The sequence below is a fragment of the Actinoplanes sp. TBRC 11911 genome, from assembly GCF_012933445.1.
Taxonomy (GTDB): domain Bacteria; phylum Actinomycetota; class Actinomycetes; order Mycobacteriales; family Micromonosporaceae; genus Actinoplanes.
In genome coordinates, this window is sequence record NZ_JABBNC010000010.1 from 185,957 (window position 1) to 205,636 (window position 19,680).

The 19,680-nt window shown below is 71.3% G+C and carries 14 protein-coding genes; 10 read left to right on the forward strand and 4 right to left on the reverse strand.

Translation table 11 applies throughout. The features are described 5' to 3' along the window. Positions 1 to 897 precede the first annotated feature (897 nt). Both HH310_RS16920 and HH310_RS16925 read right to left on the reverse strand, forming a co-directional pair. Entirely contained in the window at positions 898 to 3,612 is a 2,715-nt protein-coding gene (locus HH310_RS16920; RefSeq protein WP_169176508.1) for a LuxR family transcriptional regulator, read from the reverse strand. A gap of 42 nt (positions 3,613 to 3,654) precedes the next feature. Further along, positions 3,655 to 5,232, reverse strand: a complete 1,578-nt coding sequence (locus HH310_RS16925) for a LuxR family transcriptional regulator (protein WP_169176509.1) — start codon at positions 5,230 to 5,232, stop codon at positions 3,655 to 3,657. Positions 5,233 to 5,321: 89 nt separating this feature from the next. Between HH310_RS16925 and HH310_RS16930 the strand changes: the two genes are divergently transcribed. Beyond that, positions 5,322 to 5,849, forward strand: a complete 528-nt coding sequence (locus HH310_RS16930) for a GNAT family N-acetyltransferase (RefSeq protein ID WP_169176510.1) — start codon at positions 5,322 to 5,324, stop codon at positions 5,847 to 5,849. An 11-nt stretch (positions 5,850 to 5,860) separates the two neighbouring features. On the opposite strand, the gene HH310_RS16935 is transcribed toward HH310_RS16930, so the two are convergent. After that, a complete protein-coding gene (locus HH310_RS16935; RefSeq protein WP_169176511.1) occupies positions 5,861 to 7,195 on the reverse strand; it encodes a lipopolysaccharide biosynthesis protein in 1,335 nt (444 codons plus the stop codon). 379 nt (positions 7,196 to 7,574) lie between these two features. Between HH310_RS16935 and HH310_RS16940 the strand changes: the two genes are divergently transcribed. The 6 genes from HH310_RS16940 (at position 7,575) to HH310_RS16965 (ending at position 15,740) form a co-directional block, all read left to right on the forward strand. Next, positions 7,575 to 8,438, forward strand: a complete 864-nt coding sequence (locus HH310_RS16940; protein ID WP_169176512.1) for a glycosyltransferase family 2 protein — start codon at positions 7,575 to 7,577, stop codon at positions 8,436 to 8,438. Next, positions 8,435 to 9,799 (forward strand): glycosyltransferase family 2 protein, encoded by a 1,365-nt coding sequence (locus tag HH310_RS16945; protein WP_169176513.1) that lies wholly within the window; start codon positions 8,435 to 8,437, stop codon positions 9,797 to 9,799. The genes HH310_RS16940 and HH310_RS16945 overlap by 4 nt, the downstream gene beginning before the upstream one ends. Positions 9,800 to 9,830: 31 nt before the next feature. Next, positions 9,831 to 10,625 carry a polysaccharide deacetylase family protein gene (locus HH310_RS16950; RefSeq protein WP_169176514.1) on the forward strand — a complete coding sequence of 265 codons (795 nt, stop codon included), beginning with the start codon at positions 9,831 to 9,833 and terminating at the stop codon, positions 10,623 to 10,625. After that, positions 10,622 to 10,969, forward strand: a complete 348-nt coding sequence (locus tag HH310_RS16955; protein WP_169176515.1) for a hypothetical protein — start codon at positions 10,622 to 10,624, stop codon at positions 10,967 to 10,969. The genes HH310_RS16950 and HH310_RS16955 overlap by 4 nt, the downstream gene beginning before the upstream one ends. Continuing rightward, on the forward strand, positions 10,966 to 12,819 hold the full coding sequence (locus tag HH310_RS16960) for a hypothetical protein (protein ID WP_169176516.1): 1,854 nt from the start codon (positions 10,966 to 10,968) through the stop codon (positions 12,817 to 12,819). Before HH310_RS16955 ends, HH310_RS16960 begins: the two co-directional genes overlap by 4 nt. A 2,432-nt stretch (positions 12,820 to 15,251) precedes the next feature. Next, positions 15,252 to 15,740 (forward strand): hypothetical protein, encoded by a 489-nt coding sequence (locus tag HH310_RS16965; RefSeq protein WP_169176517.1) that lies wholly within the window; start codon positions 15,252 to 15,254, stop codon positions 15,738 to 15,740. 58 nt (positions 15,741 to 15,798) lie between these two features. Here HH310_RS16965 and HH310_RS16970 read toward each other — a convergent pair whose 3' ends face one another. Beyond that, complete coding sequence (locus HH310_RS16970) at positions 15,799 to 16,068, reverse strand: DUF6959 family protein (RefSeq protein WP_169176518.1); 270 nt, start codon at positions 16,066 to 16,068, stop codon at positions 15,799 to 15,801. A gap of 980 nt (positions 16,069 to 17,048) precedes the next feature. Between HH310_RS16970 and HH310_RS16975 the strand changes: the two genes are divergently transcribed. The 3 genes from HH310_RS16975 (at position 17,049) to HH310_RS16985 (ending at position 19,679) form a co-directional block, all read left to right on the forward strand. Continuing rightward, positions 17,049 to 17,222 (forward strand): hypothetical protein, encoded by a 174-nt coding sequence (locus HH310_RS16975; protein WP_169176519.1) that lies wholly within the window; start codon positions 17,049 to 17,051, stop codon positions 17,220 to 17,222. 280 nt (positions 17,223 to 17,502) lie between these two features. After that, positions 17,503 to 18,819 (forward strand): FAD-binding oxidoreductase, encoded by a 1,317-nt coding sequence (locus HH310_RS16980; RefSeq protein WP_169176520.1) that lies wholly within the window; start codon positions 17,503 to 17,505, stop codon positions 18,817 to 18,819. Between the two features lie 17 nt (positions 18,820 to 18,836). Next, complete coding sequence (locus HH310_RS16985; RefSeq protein WP_169176521.1) at positions 18,837 to 19,679, forward strand: hypothetical protein; 843 nt, start codon at positions 18,837 to 18,839, stop codon at positions 19,677 to 19,679. The last annotated feature ends 1 nt before the right edge of the window (position 19,680 follow it).

Here is a 19,680-nt window from a genome sequence, read left to right on the forward strand (position 1 = left end):
GCGACCCGCTGCCAGGCAAGGCCGCGGCGCGCCGCACGCGCCACCGCGTTGTACGCCATACACCCACACCGCGCATATCCGATATTTCCGGCGACCGAAGCGAGAGTCGACCGGGCCACCGGGCCACCGGGCTCAGCGACCAAACCCGCGGCGCTTCCAATCCGTGGAACGCTCGGCCACGTACTGAGACCGGCGCGCCCGTAGCAGACCGGCGCCGGGCGGAGGCCCGTACGCCATACGCCCCCGGCCCCGCCGACACCCGCGCCCACACCGCGCATATCCGATATTTCCGGTGACTGAAACGAGAGTCGACTGGGCCGCCGGGCCGCCGGGCCGCCGAGCAACCCGCGGCGCTCCCAATCCGTGGGACTCGCAGCCACGTACTGAGACCGGCGGCCACGTCCTGGACCCAGCGTCCGCGATGTGGGACTCCCGTCCATTGTGGAGCAATTTTTGCCCGATAATGCGGCTTTCGCGCGGCAGGTTTTCCGGGCCAGATGTGAACCTTGGAGAGTTATGGCTCGTATGTGGGCACAACTCTCCAAGGTTCGCGAAAAGCTCACGATGTGGCCGCGACGTCCCACATAGCGGGAACCCTCCCCCGGATCCCCTGCCGCAGAGATCAACGCGCGATCATGGTGATCCCGTATCCGCGGCCGGCGGACTGTCCCGCGTGGCCGGCGACCCGTCCGGCGTGGCCGGCGTCTGACCAGTTCGTCCACTGGCGCGTCACCTGCGTGACGGATCGCCAAGACCGAACTGTCCGACGTGACCGGCGAACTGCCCGTCGCGGCCGGGAACTGTCCGACGCGGCCGGGAACTGTCCGGCGCGGCGGGCGAAATGTCCGGCATGGCCTCGCCGCCGCGCCCGGGCCCGGCCCGTCGCGGCCGGCCGGCTCAGGTGAGACCCCGGCGCGACGTGATGCCGGTCTTTGTGAAGATCTTGTGCAAGTGGTACTCGACCGTGCGGGCGCTCATGAACAACCGGATGCCGATCTCGGCGTTGGACAGGCCCTCGCCGGCCAGCCGGGCGATCTGCGACTCGCGGGCGGTCAGGTCGGTGCCGACCGCCGGGGCCCGCCGGGGTGCGGCCGCGCCGGTGGCCCGCAACTCGCGGCCGGCCCGCGCCGCGAACGCCTCGACGCCCATGCCGGTGAACAACTCATGGGCCGTCCGCAGCTGGTCACGCGCGTCGATACGGCGGCGTCCGCGGCGCAGCGCCTCGCCGTACAGGAGATGCGCGCGGGCCAGCTCGAACCGCAGCGACGTCCGGCCGAGGTGATCGATCGCGGTGCGGTACAACGATTCCGCCTCGTCGCCGTCGCACAGCAGGGCCCGCGAGCGCGCCTCGACGCCGCGAGCCCAGTCGGTGCCGGCACCCTCGGTGGTGGCGGCCAGCCGGTCGTACGCCTGGAACGCGAGTTTGCGGTGATTCGTCCGGACCGCGGCCTCGACCAGTTCGGCGGGCGCCCATTGGCCGGTGACGCCGGGCGCGGGCGGGTCGGCGCACACCCGGACGGCGGCCTCCCGCGCCTCCTGGTAGCGGCCCAGCCCGTTGCCGAGAACGGCCCGGCACCAGTCCCCGACCGACAGGCCCACGCCCTCGCGCCGCGCCGTCACCTCGTCGGTGGTGTCCCGGGCCAGCCGATCGAACACCGCCGGATCGCCGCGCCAGGCCGCGACCATGAGCCCGCCATAGTTCGTGACCTGCAGGCCGGTGGCCGCGATGATCGTGGCGACCTCCTCGCTGCGGTGCTCGGCGTCGGTCACCTCGCCGGCCAGCACGTGCATCGTGGCCCGCGTGCTCAGCGCGAGCGGCAGCACGGCGAGCGCCCCGGATTCGCGGGCCACCCGCACATAACGCTCCGCGAGCAGCACGCCGGAGCGGTCGTCCCACATGCCGAGCGCGACGATGAACGCCAGCCACAGCCACCGGAGCTCGTCCTCGACGGAGACGTCGTCCTCGGCGAACACCCGGACCGCCTCGCGCATCACCTCGCCCGCGGCGCCGTCGCCGGTGTAGTGCAGGGCGAGCGCGTCGAGCAGGACGTCCGCGGCCCGCGGCCGTCCCGGTGCGGGCGCCGCCGCGCGGGCCGCCGCGGCGGCCTCGGCCAGCCGGGGTCCCTCGGCCAGCCGCCCGGCGAACATGGCCGCGGAGATCGCCTGCAGGAAGGTCTCCCGGGCCAGCTCGGTATCCCAGGGCTCGAGCCGCCCGGCGGCCTCGATCAGCATGCCGGCCGCGCGGTCACCCCGGCTCATGGTGAAGGCGATCTCGGCGCCGAGCAGCGTCGCGCGGGCGCGTTGCCGGTCGTCCATCGGGCCGGACGCGGCGGCGGCCAGCAGCGCGTGCGCGGTGTCCGGGTCCCCGGCGTCGTTGCGGGCCGCGGCCGCGGTGAGCAGGCGCCGGACCCGCCGGGCCGGATCGGGGGTCAGGGCGGCGGCGCGTTGCAGGAAGGCGGCGGCCGCGGCCATTCCGCCGCGGGTCCGCGCGCGGCCCGCGGACCGTTCGAGTTCGTCGGCGACCCGCTCGTCGGGGCCGTCGGTGGCGTGCGCGAGGTGCCAGGCACGCCGATCCGGGTCGGCCGCGGCATCGGTCACGTCGGCCAGCGCCCGGTGCACCGTCCGGAGTTCCTCGGGTGCGGCGGCCTGGTAGACGGCGGAGCGTACGAGGGGATGGCGGAACCTGGTCCGGGCGCCGAACCGCACCAGGTCGCCGGCGGCCGCGCCCGCCCCGGGGCCGGCCGTGTTACCCAGGCGCAGGGCGGCGCGCGACAGCAGCAGCGGATCGCCGGCCGGCTCGGCCGCGGCGATCACCAGGAGTTGCCGGACCTGCGGCGGCAGCAGGTGCAGCCGCATCCGGAAGATCTCCTCGAGGCGTGCCGGCACGGTCTGCGGACCGCCGTTCGCCTGGCCGGTCTCGCGGGGCAGTTCCAGCAGCGCGAGGGGGTTGCCGCCGGCCTCGGCGATGATCCGGTCGCGGATCTGCTCGTCGAGCAGGCCGGGCGACGACGCGCGGAGCAGTTCGCGGGCGGCGTCGTCCGGCAGGCCGGTGACCTCGAGGTGCGGCAGGCCGGCGAAGTCCGAGGTCACGTCCGCCGGGCAGCGCACGCCGAAGACGAAACCGATGGGCTCGACGAGAAGCCGGCGGGCCACGAAGGTGAGCACCTGGGCCGAGGCGCGGTCGAGCCACTGGGCGTCGTCCACCACGCACAGCAGCGGTTGCTGGTCGGCGGCCGCGGCGAGCAGCCCGAGCACGGCGAGCCCGACCAGGAAGCGGTCCGGCGGCGGGCCGCCGCGGATGCCGAACGCCGTCATCAGCGCTGCCCGCTGCGGGTGCGGCAGGCCGTCGGTGAGCGGCAGGAACGGCTGGCAGAGCTGATGCAGCGCCGCGTAGGTCAGCTCCATCTCCGACTGGACGCTGGTCACCGGCACGACCCGGCAGCCGGCGGCGTTGCCGATCAGGTATTCGAGCAGGGCGGACTTGCCCACCCCGGCCTCGCCGAGCAGCACCAGCGTGCGGCTCTGCCCGGCGCGTACGGCATCGAGCAGGTGATCGAGACGCCGGCACTCGGTCGCGCGGCCGAGCGGCGTGTCCCCCGGGGCAGGTCGCATCGCCCCTCCCGGATGCCGACCTTTGACCTAGGGGCCACTCTTCTACCGCCGGGACAGTTCCGTCAACGCGTCGCGCAGCCCGGCGCGGCTGGTCAGGCCCAGTTTGGGGAAGATCTGGTAGAGATGCGAACCGATCGTCCGGTGCGACAGGAAGAGACGCTCGCCGATCTCCTTGTTGCTCATCCCGCACGCGGCCAGCTCGGCGATCTCGCGCTCCTTCGGGGTCAGCGGGTTGAACCGCGCCGGGGTGTTGCGCGGCCGGGTCGCCCGGCGCGCGAGGTCTGCCCGGGCGGCCCCGCCCGAGTCGGCGACGACCTGGCGGCGGGCCAGCTCGGCGAACCGCTCCGCGATGTCGATCTCACCGGCCGCGTCGGTGCCGAGGTAGGCGGCCAGTGCGAGGCGGCGCGCGCGTCGGATCGGCTCCGGGCTCAGCTCCGCGGCCCGGGCCAGGTCGGCGGCGGCGCCTTGGGGGTCGCCGCGGGCGTGCCGCCGCTCGGCCGCGCGTTCGAGCAGCCCGGCGACGTTCTCGTCGGGCCCGGCGGTGGCCTCGCCGAGGTGCCCGGCCCGGCGTTCCGGAGGTGCGCTGAGCGCGGCGGCCAGCGCGTGGTGCGCGCGTCGCCGGTCCTCGGCGGTGGCGACGGCGACCACCGCCGCCCGGATCAGCGAGTTGCGGAAGGTGAACTCACGGCCGTCCGGGGCGACCGAGACCAGGTGATCACGTTCGGCGGGCGCCAGCGTCTCGAGGTGGTCCCAGCTCGCCGCCCGGACGGCGTCGCGGCCGCCGAGCGCGCCCAGCAGCAGTGTCCACCGGCAGGGGCCCGGCAGGTCGCGGATCCGGCCGGCGTAGCGGGCGGCCAGCCGGTCGGTCAGCGGCAGGACGGGCGGCGGCTGCGCCTCGCTGATCGTGTCCGGCAGCTCCAGCAGGGCGAGGGGGTTGCCGGCGGCCTCCGTGACCACCCGGCGCCGCACGCCCGGCGCCAGTGCGGGGAACCGCTCGGCGAGCAGCTCGTACGCCGCCCGCTCCGGCAGCGGCGCGAGGCGGTACTGCGGCAGTGCGCCGACGTCGGAGCATCGGGTGCCGCCCGGCCGGGCCGCGCCGAGGAAGCGGACCCCGCTGCCGCCCAGCCGGCGGCTGACGAAACAGAGGACCTTCGCGCTGGCCGGGTCGACCCAGTGCAGGTCGTCGACGAGCAGGAGCAGCGGGCGGTCCGCGGCGATGGCGCGCACCAGCAGCAGCACCGCGTTCGAGACCAGGATGCGGCTCGGCACCGGTCCGCCGGCAAGGCCGAGCGCCGTCCGCAGGGCCGCCCGGTGCGCCTCGTCGAGGCGATCGAACGCGTCGTGCGCGTCGAACAGCAACTGGTGCAGGGCCGCGTACGAGACGTCCGGCTCGAACGGGACGCCGGCCGCGAGAAGGGTCCGGGCGCCCTCCGCCGCGAAGGTGGCGGCGACGTCGGTGAGCAGCGCGGACTTGCCCACGCCCGGCTCGCCGAGGAGGACCAGCGCTCCCCCGCCGGGCATCGGGTCGTCGAGCAGCGTGCGCACGCGAAGGCGGTCGTCGTCGCGGCCGGCCAGCCGGACGCGCCCGGCAAACGTGTCGTTCCGTTCGAGAGTCCGCACGCTGCGACTCTCACATCCGGATCGGCTGTCGCGCATCCGTGGCATCCCTAGCCTGACCGCCCGGGAGGCGGTCAGATTAGTCTTGCCGGGTGCCCGGATCTTCGTTGACCGCCGTCGTCCGTCCCGCCACCGGGGCCGACGCGGCCAGCATCGCCATGATCTGCTCCACCGCCTACCGCGAGATGTACCGCGACGTGCTGCCCGCGGGATACATCGAGCGCAGCGTCAGCGAGTTCTACGACCCGCCGCGGGTGGCCGACGACGTGGCGCCGGCGCCGCCGGAGTGGTTCGGCTACCAGGTCGTCGAGGAGGACGGCCGGGTCGTGGGTGCCGCGGGCGGCGGGATGACCGGTCCTACGGCCGGCGAGCTGTCGCTGGTCTATCTGGAGTCGGCGCACCGCGGGCACGGCCTGGAGACGCTGTTGCTGGACCGGGTCAGCGACCAGGTCCGGGCGGCCGGCGGCACCGAGTTGTGGGTGTCGGTCTTCCTCGGCGACAGCGCGGGCATCAGCTTCTACCGGGCGCACGGCTTCCAGCCGATGGACACGGTCCGGGCGACGCTGTCCCGGGTCGACGACCACATCCGCAGCCTGCGGATGTGCCGCGCGCTGACCTGACGGGCTCCGGGCTAGCCCGCCACGCGGCGGTGCCGGCTCGCCCGGTCCACGGGTTCGCCCGAGATCAGAGCGCGCACGATCGCCGGGAGCATGTACAGGGCGCCGGCCGACAGGACGATGCCCTGCGCGGTGGCGATCGTCGTGATGTCGGAGTGGGCCGCCACGATGACGATGGCGAGCAGCTCGGCGACCGCGGCGACGCTACACACCACCCCGGCGCGGCGGATCCGCCCGTTGGCCCGCAGGATCGCGGCGTAGTGCTGCTTGATCACCTGCGCCGGGTAGAGCAGCACGAGCACCATCAGGCAGCGGGCGCCCGCGGTCGCGTACTCGGGCCCGAAGATCATCATGAGCGGGGTGGCGAGCGCGATCATGGTGGGGACCGCGGCGAGGCCGATCCAGAACGAGAGCGTCAGCGTCATCCGGACCTTGCCGCGCAGCGCCCCCACGTCACCGGCCGCGATCGCGAACAGCGAGGTCGACAGGTGCGTCGGGATGGAGTAGAGGAAGCTGGCGATCATCCAGGCGGCGTAGAAGGCGGCCGTCCTCGTGCCCGGCTGAAAAAGACCGACCAGCACCGGTACGGCCATACGCGGCACCGACAGCGACAGGTTGAGCGTGTTGTGATGCGCCGCCGACCAGCCGAGTCCGCGCAGCGCCGACAGGCTCGGCCGCCGGGTCGGCAGCAGCCGGTGCCGGCGCAGCAGCGGGATCACCGCGGCCGCCGAGACGACCAGTGCGAGCACCCAGGTCGCGAGGATGCTCCAGGCGGGTCCGCCGGCCAGCACGATGATCGGGATCAGGGCGATCTTGGTGGCCGCGAACACGACGTTGCGCCACAACTGGACCGGGGCGACCTGCAGGCCGAGTGACGCCTCGTCGAACACCAGGGTCACCGCGCTGAGGACCACGCCGCCGACGAACAGCGCGAGATCGGCCGGCGACCCCAGCGCGGCGGTGACCGACGCGCCGAACAGGTGACTGCCCGCCGCGAACACCGCGGCCAGTCCCCCGGACATCAGACCCACCACGAGCAGGCTCACCGGCAGCAGGTCGCGGGCCCGGCCGGGCTGCCGGCCCAGTTCCGCGATCAGCATGGTGCCGATGCCGAACATGCCGACCGTGCCCAGCAGACTCAGCGCCGAGACCAGCGTGGACGCCGTACCGACGGCGGCCGCCGGGGCCGATCGCGCGGTCAGCGACCAGTACGCGAACCCGAGCACCGAGGTCACGACCGTGGACCCGAACAGGCTGCCGGAGTTGACGACCACGTCGCGGTGCGGAATCCGGCGCCAGCGGGGAACCGGAGCGGCCTCGGTGGATATCAGGTGGTCCGCAAAACGCACAACGGTTTCCTCTGCATTCTGCGATAAGAAGAATGAACCGAGGAATTCTCGGGTAACAACCGCGGTCCTCAGTGGATTCGAGATTATCGTTGTCTGCGGCGGCGTCAAGGGTACGCGACCCGGAAGGGACGACCCGCCGACCCCGATAGGACGACGACGCAGCTCACAGAACTTTCGCCGTAACCGGACGGCTCGTACGCGCGTTGCCGTAGCCCATCTTCCCGGCCGTGTCCGATGGTATGACCCCGAAAGGCTGTGAAAGAGGCATGAGCCATTTTGCCTCTTCCGCTCAAAGTGCGGCTTCGGTTAACTATGACTCCTCGATCGATCCCTTTCTGTCGATCTTCGCCTCCCGGTAATTCCGCGATTGGAGCAGCACATGCAGCAAATCCCCCGGCGCCGGCGCCTCCGGCACTCCTCGACCGCCGCCGGACCGGCGCATGTGGACGTTCGAGCAGGGGGTACGCCGCGGGTCAGTGTCATCGTCCCCGCGCTGAACGAGGCCCTGAACCTGCCGCACGTCCTGTCCGGACTGCCGCCGGTCGACGAGGTGATCCTGGTCGACGGCGGCTCGGTCGACGACACGGTCGCGGTGGCGCGCCGGCTGCGTCCCGGCATCCGGGTCGTGCATCAGACCCGGCGCGGCAAGGGCAACGCGCTGGCCTGCGGGTTCGCCGCCGCGACCGGCGACATCATCGTCATGATCGACGCGGACGGGTCCACCGACCCGGCCGAGATCCCCCGTTTCCTGACGGCGTTGCGCGACGGCGCGGATTTCGCGAAGGGATCCCGCTTCGCTCCCCGCGGTGGCAGCGCCGACATCACGCGGATCCGGCGGTTCGGCAACCTCGGCCTGAACGCCCTGGTCAACATGATGTTCCGGACCCGCTACAGCGACCTGTGCTACGGCTACAACGCGTTCTGGGCGGACTGCCTGCCGGTGTTCGATCTGGACACCTCCGCGCCGCGGCCGGTGGACGGCAGCAAGTTGTGGGGCGACGGCTTCGAGATCGAGACGCTGCTGAACCTGCGGGCCGCGCGCGCCGGGCTGAAGGTGGTGGAGGTCCCCAGCTTCGAGCACTCGCGCATCCACGGCACCACGAACCTGAACACTGTCCGCGACGGCCTTCGGGTGCTGCGCACGATCGTACGGGAATGGCCTCGCAAGCCCCGCGCCGATGGAGCGAAGCAGGTGGCCGTGACCGTGGAGACCGAGCCCCGGCGTCAGGCGGTGTCGAAGTGACCGTGACGCCCGGTGCCGCCGGGCGTCAGTCCGCACGGCCCGCCGAGACCCGGGCCGGCAACCCGGGCGGCTACATCCCGTCGGCGGTGCTGGACGTCGAGCTGTCCGACGCCGTCCCGGCGATCCCGGCCACCGGCCCGGACGGCATCCGGCGCGATCGGGCCTGGCTGCTGGTGCGCGTCTACGACGAGCCGGTCGGCACCGTGACCGTGCCGGTCGGGCGCGACGGTTGCCCGGCCGAGAGCGTGGCGGCGGCGATCGACACCGAGCTCGGTGCGGTCGTGCGGGAACGCGCCGCGGCGGGCGGCGTCCGGCTGACCGGCCGGCTGCCCACGACCGGATTTCTCCCGACCTCGCTGCCGCCGCACCGGCGCGAACGGCTGGCGGCGCTGCGGGCGGCCCCGCCGATCAGCGTGGTGATCTCGACCCGGGACCGGCCCGAGACGCTGGCCCGATGCGTCACCGCCGTGCTGGCGCAACGGTACCCACGCGTACAGGTGATCATTGTGGACAACGCGCCGTCCAACGACCGGACCCGGCAATGGGCGCAGCAGGTCAACGACCGCAGCGTCGACTACGTCGTGCAGCCGCGGCCCGGCCTGTCCTGGGCGCGTAACGCCGGCATCACCCAGGCCCGCGGCGAGATCGTCGCGTTCATCGACGACGACGAGGTGCCCGACCCGCACTGGCTCGCCGAGATCGCCCGCGCGTTCACCACCCATCCGGAGGCGGACGCGGTCAGCGGCGTGATCGTACCGGCCGAGCTGGAGACCCCGGCACAGGACCTGTTCGAGCAGTACGGCGGGCACAGCAAGGGCCGCGGGTTCACCGCCGCGGTCTTCTCCCCCGCCACCGCCCGCGAGCAGCATCCGATGTATCCGCTGCCACCGTTCGGTGCGGGCGGCAACATGGCGTTCCGGCGCACCGTGTTCACCCGGGACGGCAGCTTCGACGTGGCGCTGGGGGCCGGCACCGACGCGCAGGGCGCCGAGGACACCGAGATGCTGACCCGTCTGCTGCTGCGCGGCGGCACCGTCGTCTACCAGCCGTCGGCGCTGGTCTGGCACTACCACCGCGCCACCTGGCAGGGCCTGGTCGACGCCATGCGGGGCTACGGGATCGGGCTCACCGCCTACTACACCAGTCTCGTGCTGCGCGACCCGCGACGGCTGGTCCCGCTGGCCCGGCTCGCGCCGGCCGCGGTGCGGGACATGTTCACCACCGGCGGGCAGGGTGCCGGGCACGCCGGGCAAGGTTTCCCGCCGTCGCTGCTGGCCGCGAAACGCCGGGGCATGCTGGCCGGCCCCTACCGGTACGTGCGGGCCCGCGCCCGGGCCCGGCGGTTGGCGAGGCTGATCTGAGGTGCCGGTGGCTTCCGCTCTCCCTCTTCTGATGTACCACAGCGTGGCCGGCCGGATGACCGACGGCTTCCGGGACTTCACCGTCACCGCCGACCGGCTCGCCGAGCATCTGGCGGCGCTGCGTGACGGCGGCTGGCAGACGATCACCCTGAGCGAGGCGGCCGCCCAGCTGCGCCGGCCCGACCACGACCAGCGCCGCCGGCTGGTGGCCCTGACCTTCGACGACGCCTACGCCGACTTCGCCACCCACGCGATGCCGGCGCTGGCGGCCGCCCGGGCCAAGGCCACCCTGTTCGTGCCGACCGCGCACGTCGGCCGGCGGGCCGGGTGGCTGCCCGGCAACGAGGCGGCCCGCCCGTTGCTGGGCTGGTCCGATCTGGCCGACGCGGGCGGCGCCGGGGTGGAAATCGGCTCGCACGGGCACGAGCACGCGCCGCTGGACCTGGGCCGCCCGGACGGCATCTACGAGGACCTGCGCCGCAGCCGGCTCATCCTCGAGGACCAGCTCGGCCGGGCGATCACCACCCTGGCCTACCCGTACGGATATCAGACCGGCAAGACCCGGCACGCGGCCCGCGACGCGGGTTTTCACACCGCGTGCGCGGTGGTCGGGCTGCCGGCCACCGCCACCGACGGACAGCTCGCCCTGCCCCGGCTCGCCGTCACCCAGGACATGCGCGGTGACGACCTGCTCGCGCTGCTGACCCGGCGGCCGCGACCCGCGCAGCGCCGGCTGCGCCGCGGCAAGCAACACCTCTGGTACGCGGCCCGCAAGACCCGCCTGATCGCCCCTCGTAGCCCCGCCAGTAAGGACGACCGCCGATGACCAGCGCCCGTGCGACCCGCTACACCTGCGCCGCCGCGCTCGCCTGCGGCGCCGGCGCGGCCGCGGCCAGCCTCACCCCCGCGCCGCATCTGCTGCGTGCCCCGATCGTGCTGGTCTTCTGCTGCTGGGTGCCCGGGGTCGCGCTGTTCGCCGCGATGCGGGCCTGGCGGCTGGTGCGCTCGCCGGCGGCGACCATCACCACCAGTCTGTCGCTGCTGATCCTGGTCTCGCAGGGGGCACTGGTGGCGCATCTGTGGGCACCGGAGCAGGCGACCGCGGTGCTGGCGGCGGCGAGCTGTGCGGTGCTCGCCGGCGCCGTCGTGATGTTGCGGGAGCGTGCGTGATCTCGCTGGATGAGCCGACCACCCGCCTGGTGGTGATCGACCAGTTCACGCTGCGGCGCAACCGTACCCGCGACCAGGGCCCGTTCACGCCGTTCGTGCTGACCGCGTGGGGCCTGCTCGCGGCCGCCCTGCTGCTGTGGATCCACGCGCTGGGGCACGCCGACCTGACCCGCATCGACGGCTACGGGCTGCTGCCGGCCCTGCCGGTCACCTGGTATCTGGCGCTCGCCCTGCTGGTGGTCACCGGCGCGGCCGTCGCGCTGATCAACGCCACCCGGACCACGCTGCTGGGCGCCACCGTCGCCGCGATCATCATGGTCGTGCACGCCACCCCGGCACTGCTGTACGGCTTCCCCCGCTACACCTGGACGTTCAAACACATCGGCGTCATCAACGTCATCCTCACCGAGCACGCCGCGCCCCGGGCCGCCGACATCTACTTCGGCTGGCCCGGCTTCTTCACCGCCGCCGGATGGATCTCCCAGGCCACCGGCATCAGCCTGACCGACCTGGCGACCTGGTCACCGCCGTTCTTCAACATCGCCTTCGCGGCCGCCGTGTCGTTCGTGGCCCGCGGCCTGACCAAGGACCTGCGGATCGTCTGGCTCACCACCCTCCTGTTCGTCATCACGAACTGGGTCGGCCAGGATTACTTCGCACCCCAGGCGTACGCCTTCACGGCCACCCTGGTCCTCACCGGGCTGCTGCTGCGCACCACCCCGATGGCCGGCGCCGCGGGCGTGGGACGGCTGCGGCGCTTGATCGCCGGGCGCCGCGACGACGACGTCACCGGCATCTACGGCGTGTTCTCCGAACTCAGCATCGGCACCGCGGCCCGGACGACCACCGCCGCGATCCTCTGGCTGGCCGTGATCACCAGCCACCAGTTGTCCCCGGTGTTCGCCCTGCTCACCACCGTCGGCATCGGGCTGGCCCGCGGCCGCGTCCGCTGGCACCTGCTCGCGTTCATGGTGCTCACCGAGCTGGCTTGGGTCGCCTACGGCTACCCGTACCTGGACCACAACGGCTTCACCCTGTTCGACTTCAACCCCCTGCACACCTCGGTGTCCGGCTCCGGCATCGACCCGTCCGCCGCGCTGCCCGGGATGCGGCTACGCTCGTACGCGGTCTACGCCTTGTATTTCGGCATGTTCGGCCTCGGCGTCGCCTCCGGCCTGCTGCGGGTGCGCCGCGGCCGCATCGACATGGCGCCGGTCCTGATCGCGGTCGCCCCGATTACCATGCTGGCCATGCAGAACTACGGCGGCGAGGGGCAACTGCGGATCTACCTGTTCGCGCTGCCGTACCTGGCCTTTCTCGTCGCCTGGCTGGTCGTCACGCTGTTCCAGTACCGCGTGCCCGACCCGCGGCCGCGCGCCGTCGTGGCCGCCCTGCTCGCCTGTCTCTGCACCGCGCCGTTCCTGCTGTCCTATTACGGCCAGGAGAAGGTCAATCTGGTACGGGCTTCGGACGTCGAGCCGGTGGCCTGGCTGTACGCCCACGCCACACCCGGCCAGTGGATGTGTTTCGTCGCCCCGAATTTCCCGAGCCGGATGACCGCGAACTACGTCGCCTTCCCGATCCGCAGCGACTCCAGCCCGAACCTGCTGTCCTCCCCGGACTTCCTGCGCCGCCCGTCCATCACGGAGGCGGTACGCGTCCTGGACGACCTCGGTGGGACGCCGTATCTGGTCTTCACGCCGAGCCAGCAGGGCTACCTGGAGTATTTCGGCATCATGACCCCGGCGGCGTACCGGGCCTTGGAGGCCGCGGCGGCGACGTCGCCACGGCTGCGGTTGGTGTACCGCGAGGGTGCGGCCTCGGTCTGGCAGTTACGGCCGCGACGCTAATCCCCACGTGTGGAAAGCCGGAGACCGGCATCGGCCCCGGCCTCCTGTTGCCGGTTCAGATGTGGATTACCGCGATACTGGTCGTGGCGTCCTCGGAGGACTTGGCGGGTGGCCGGCGTTGTCCTCCGTGGTGCAGAACCGCGTGGAGCTGGGCGGTACCGTCACGTGTCGGACGTTGCACCAGGCCACGCGCGGATTTGCCGAGATCAGTGCGGCGAATCGCTCGGCTAGCCGTGCGTGCAACACATGGCGACAGGCGCGTCTAGCTCTAGCGAAGCCCTGAACTGCCGGGGTGGACCGCACAGCCGTTCCGCTGAAGGGTGTTCGCCGTCGTCGATCGGAAACGTTGGCGCGCGGCGGTCCGCGGTCCTTTGGTCCGATATTCCGCGGCTTTAGGCGCTGATCCGGGCAGGCGGGTTGGTGGCGGGTTTTTCCGGGCCGTTGTCGTGTGCCGGTGGCGTGACAGCGGGATACGGACACGATGTGGTGGGCGGGTGTGAGTCGTCGCCAAGCTGGTGGCCTGATTGCCGTGCCCGCCGGCGGCCTTGCTGTGGGTCGCCTCCGGTGCTGGTGGCCGCGATGTGCTGGTGCGAGCCTGCGGGCGGCGGGGGGCGGCCCGCTGTGCGGGTCGCCACGGTGCGCCGATGCGATTCGAGTCTCGCGCGGCGCGGCTGGGTCGTGGAGCATGGCCGGGTTGGGTGGGGCGGCCGGATCGCGGGGTGCGGCGGGATTACGGGGTGCGGCCGGATTACGGGGTGCGGCCGGATTACGGGGTGCGGCGCGGTCCACCGGCCCGGTGTGACCGGTGAGCTCCCGGTGCCGGCCGGTGTCGCGGCGGACTACGTTATCGGCGTGACCCGCCGGCGCCGCTCGTCCATCCGGGCCGGCAGGCCGGGCACGATGCGGCGTGGCTTCCGGGGCCGGGGAGCCTGCCGGTACGGCACGGCTTGCTCCATCCGGCTGGTTGGCTGCCGCTGGTGCCGGGCGTTGGGTCAGGGTTGCCTCGGCGGGCCAGATCAACGGCGGGACCGCCTCGGCCAGGTCATGCAGGCCGATGATCGCGCATTCGTCGGAACAGCCATGCGCCCGGCACAGCTTACGCGCGTGCCGGCGCGCCAACCCCCAAGACCGCCGCCGTGCCTGTTCACGACGAAACGCGTCCTTGTCCGGCGAATATCGTCGTGCCTTAGTGCGGTCACGCATAGCAGCCGTCACCGGCCGGGTGAACAAGGAAAGCTGCTGGTACCGCATGAATACATTTTCCCGCCCCGCAGACGGCCTCGCATCAAAACGATCGTGCCAACCCCAGAAAACCATAACCGTCCACACAAGACACATTGCCGGCACACCAATTCCGGCTATTCATCAGATCGTCTTTACCAGCTCACGGAAGGCGACTCTCATGCCGCCGATCGTGCGCGTCAGCGTGCCGAGCGGCGATACTCCGCCACCCGTCGCCTGCACCTGTCTGAGCCCCGATTTGCGCGGGTTGCCGACGCGGTCTGTTGCACCACGTGCTGTTGCCGGTCACCTCGTGGTGGGCTCGTCGAGGTAGCCGACGTCTGCGGAGCGCGACGCGATGCGGACTGGGTAGCCCGTGTGCCGCAGAGCTTGGGCCATCTTGGCAGCGCGGGCTGGGTTGGCGGAGTGGATGGCCCCACCAGGGGCTCAAATCCCTCCGGTCCGCAATTGCGCGGGGGATCGCCGTGCCCGTGCGGTGCTAATCCATGTGGCCGGTCTCCGGGTCGACCTGCGCGAGGAACCCTCGGACGGCCTCTACGTGCTCGGCCGTCGTGGACGGTTCACCATCCGAGCGCGCCGAGGTGAACCCGTATCCGGGGTCTCGTCCCGAGATCCAGGTGTAGTCGTACTGACCAGGATGTCCAGGCCGCGTTGCTACCTCGAACACTTCTCCATCGACGTCAAGTCGGGTCGCCGGTTCCATTTCCCTATAATCGCTCGATTGACTGATCAACGGCAGCACGAAGGTCGCGGCAGATCCTGACGCCGACGTCCGAATCCGCCGTCGGTCGGGCGCGCGCTTCGCGCGAGGGTCAAAGTGCTCAGGTATGCCGATCCCGTCGTTACCGGTCCAGTTCTGGACGCTGCCAGAGCCGTACGGGCGGGCCGGACAACAGCGCCGGCCGGCGGGCACATGCGGCCCGGGGATCTCGTGGCACGCTATCGGGACGGGGACCATCGAGGGGTATGGCGCGACCTCGGGGCGGTCACCCATCTTGACCACCGGATGTGCGCGGAGGCCGAGCAGGTAGCCGTTCTGACCATGGACCCGTGTCCGGCGAAACGCCGCCAGCCTCACCGCTGCGCTCATTGACCGCGGCTGGCCGGTCGGCGACGCGTAGGCGCTACCCGGCCCCGCCGCCGATGTTGAGGACCGGCTGCGACAGCTGGAGAAGATCACGGGATCGGCGGTGCCGCCGGCCCTGGCCGCCTACTGGCGCATCGTCGGAACGATCGACCTCGTCCCGCGCGGTACCTGGAATGCCCCGTTTCCGCCCGGCGTACCCGAACAACTCACGATCGCCGACCCGCTGGAGATCATCGACCTGAGCGCTGCGTGGTTCTCGGTTGAGGAGTGGCAGGAGGAATCAGCGGAACTGCATCCCCAGATCGCCGGACCGCTGGAAATCACGATCGCCGCCGACTACCTGCATAAGGCCAACATCAGCGGTGGCGCCCCGTACTCCGTCTGGCTACCCCACGCCGGCGCGGATCCACTCGTCCGCGACGAAGCGCATGGCCTGACCTTCACCGACTACTTGCGCCGTGCCTTCGCGGCAAAAGGGTTTCTGGGCCTTGACCGGCAGGACGAATGGATCGCCTACGGCGTCACCCGCGACCAGCTCGCGGAGCTGACCGGTTGGCTGGACAGCGTCAAATACGAGCACCTGGACTTCTGACCCGAAACGCATCCTCAGTCGTAGCGACGGGCGGACGCTAATGGCCTGGGATCCAGGGTCAGTACGGGCGCTGCATCCCGCCTTCGGTGAGGACCGCCTCGTAGAAGCGAAGTAGCTGCGCCATTTCCTCGACTGCGTAGTCGAGGTCGTCCAGCGCCTCGTGGTCGTCAGCGATGCGGCGCAGCTTGACGGCAGCTTCGGCCAATTGCTTCTGGATCGCGGCGAAGGTGTCACCCTGGAGGTGGATTCCCGGAAACGCGCGGCCCGTCAGTTGGACGACTGCGGCGTTACCGTCGCGCCTCAGCACCCGGGCCTGCTGGTCCTCCATCCCGAAATCATCGCAAGTCCAGATCGTCATCAAGGCGTCGGCCTCACCGCTGCTCCCACCGGTGACCTCACCAGCCAGACCGCAGACTCGAACTTCACGCCCGTATATAGAGACCTTTCGCGTCAGAGGTTTCGGCGTCGATCGACTTGATGCCACGCCATCTGGTCGTGTCGACTGTGCTGCTCGCGTCGTCTGGGCGGGTCGGCTCTGCCGATGGCAGCCCGGGTCGTTTCGTTGCCCCGGCGACCGGGCAGCGCGGGGCGGGCATTGCTGCGCGTCGCCGAGCGGGTCGCGTCGGTGGGCGCCCGGCGCCGCCCCTGCAACGCCACCATGTGGGATCCGCGTCCGTTGTACGGGACTGGCGACCACATGGTGGCAGCGAGTCCACAACGTGAGAATCGTATCCACAATGGAGCATGCTTTCCTCCACTTTCACGCCCCTTTGGTCGGCCGGCTTCTCTGACGTTTTGTAGACCTTGGAGACTTTGGGCTCGCATGTGGGCGCAAGTCTCCAAGGTCTCGACCAAATCCAGAATGTGGTCGGGATCGCCACATAATGGAACTGTTCAGCTGGTTCCGTCGGCCGGGAGTCCCCGTGCGAGGCGACGCCGCCCGGCCCGGGCAGGTCCCAGCTCCCCACAGTGAGCGCCCCACCCGGGTGTGGGCAGTAGCGACGCCGGGGAGGCTGTGGCTCCCCACACCACGGCCACCCCACCCACGTGTGGGAAGTCGCAACGCCGGGAAGGCTGTGGCTCCCCACAACGTGGCCACCCCCCACCCACGTGTGGGGAATCGCGACGCCGGGAAGGCCGTGGCTCCCCACACCGCGGCCTCCCTCACCAGGTGTGGGCACCCGCCACGGCCGGAACGTCCCAGCTCCCCACAGCGACGGCCCTCAGGTCAGCCACGCAAGGCCAACGCATCGGAGGGTGAGCGGAGCGGCGCGAGAACCAGCTGAACAGTTCCACATAATGGGATGGATGGACGAGGCGCGTCGATCTGGAGACACGTGCGGACGCCCGGGCCGAGGCGTCGCCGCGGTCGCCTTGCTGCGACGATACTTCCGCTTCGTGGGCTGCGAGCTCGTGCCGCCTTCCGACGAAAACGGCATGCGGAGTGACGGCGGCAGCCAGTTCGTCGAGCGTTCGCGCTGATCCTCCCCGGTGCGATTTTTAGGCAACGCCGTGCGACGCCACGGCCATGGCAACCCTGAACGTGCGCTCCTATGGTCGAAGCGCGGCGCTCCGCCCTTCGCGATTGTTAGAGAGGCTCCCCGGGTGTGTGAATACAGCGTGATGGAGATTGCTCAGTCTCGTCGCCATTCCTGATGGGTTGTTCGCGGCCGCGCGCATTAATCCTGGAAAGAGGCATCCAGTGGAATAAGCCCGCTGTTCGGCCGACCAATGTTTGCTGGTGTTGTGGGGAGCTAAAGGCATGTTTCGGTCTGACCGGATGGGGATGCCGGACGGTCTGGCGGTGATCGGGCCGGGTGATGCCGGGTATGAGCGGGTGCGGTCGACCGCGATGCGGGCGGGTTCACCCGCCCTGGTGTTGCAGCCGGTCGATGTCGCTCAGGTGCGGGCGGCCTTGGCCGTCGCGCGGCGGCGGGGCGTGGCGGTCGGGTTACGCAGCGGCGGCCACGGAATCAGCGGACGCTCGACCAACGACGGCGGTGTGGTCATCGATCTGTCGCGCATGAACCGGATCGAGGTGCTCTCCGAGCGGGATCGGCTGGTACGGGTGCAGGCCGGCGCGCGCTGGAAGGATGTGGCCGCGGCGCTGGCGCCGTACGGGTGGGCGTTGAGTTCGGGAGATTACGGTGGTGTGGGTGTCGGCGGCCTGGCCACGGCGGGCGGGCTGGGATACCTGGCCCGTGAGCACGGCCTCACCATCGACCATGTACGCGGTGCGAGCGTGGTGCTCGCCGACGGCAGCGTCGTGCGGGCCGGTGCCGACGCGGATCCCGATCTGTGGTGGGCGATCCGCGGCGCCGGCGCGAACTTCGGCATCGTCACGTCTTTTGATTTCGAGGTTGACGACGTCGGTGACGTCGGCTTCGGCCGTTTCGTTCTGGATGCGACCGACACCGCCGGCGTCATCGCGCGGTGGGGCGCCGCCATGGAGGCGGCCCCGCGGGATGTCACCACCAACCTGATCATCGTGCCGGGGCCGGACGGGCGACTGGCCGCCACCATCATGGGCGTGGTCAACTCGGCCGAGCCCGACGTGGTCGCCGAACGGTTCGCTCCGCTGCTGCGGGCGGGGCCGCTGCTGCAGCAGACGGTGCGGCACCTGCCGTACGCGCAGGTCATGGACAATACCGGCGACCGCCCGGAGAAGGTCGCGACGGGTGAGCCGATCTCTCGTTCCGGCTTGATCGAGCACCTGACGCCGGAGTTCTCGACCGTGGCGCACCAGTTCGCGCGGAGCGGGGCGACCTACTTCTTCCAGTTCCGGGCCGCGGGCGGGGCGGTAGCCGATGTCGATCCCGGCGCCACGGCCTATCCGCACCGGTCGGCCAACTTCCAGGTAGGAGCCTTCGGGAATTCGCACCGCGAACTCGGCGCGGCCTGGGAGCCGATGGAGGCCCATTTCCGCGGCCTCTACCTGTCGTTCGACTCGGACCTGAGACCGGAACGGATCGCCCAGGCGTGGCCGCCGAAAACGCTGGCCAGGCTGCGGGAACTCAAACTCCGATACGATCCCGGCAACGTTTTCCGTGACAACTTCGACCTGATACCCCCGGCTTGAGGTCCTAGGCTGGCGGAGTGACGTTCGTCGTTGCGATCACCGCGTGCTTCGGGGTGGGGCTGGTGATGCTGGCCCCCGTTCTTGTCTGGCTGTCCGTGAAGAACCGGCGCGACGCTCGGTGGGTCCGGCGGCACCCTGTCTCGCCCGCCGCGGCCGTACGACTGGGTGTCGCGCTTCCGCCGCGCTACGCCGTGTTCGGGCGGACGGTACCGGGGCCGGCCGGGACGGTTCGCACCCTGCTCGCCGGGACGCCGGCGGTGTGGTGCCGCACCATGGTTTACACGCGACGCAGCGTCGGCGAGGACCGGGGCGAGTTGCGCGTGCTGTTCGAGCAGACGTCCGGGGAGCCGTTCGGCGTTGCGGACCCGACCGGCACGGCAGCGGTCTCCGGCAACTTCCTCGAAGCGTTCCTCTTCCACGAATATCCACCGCTCTGGCGACGCACACGCATCCCGGAGGGTCACCCGGGCGAGCAGCTGATCCACCGCGCCGTCGACGAGCTGACCGCGAAGCGGGACGAGCCGGGGCCGTACCTGCGGGCCGCGATCGACCGCGGCCTGGTCGGGCCGGGCGCCCGCCGGCGGGTCGACGAGGTGGGCGTTCTCGAGGAGTACGTCAAAGCCGGTCAACCCCTGCACGTGATCGGGAAGCCGGCCATGCTGGACGGCGGCGTGCCGGGGCTGACGATGCCCCGCACGGGCCGCTATCTGATCGTGAGCCGGGAGCCGGCCGACACCCAGGCGGAGCTGATCGGCGACGGACGGTTCAGCCTGGGCTGCGGGCTGTGGGCGCTGCTCGCGGGTGCCGTTGCCGCGGCGGTCAGCTTCGCCGTGGCGTACGGCGCGGGCTTTCTGGGGTAAG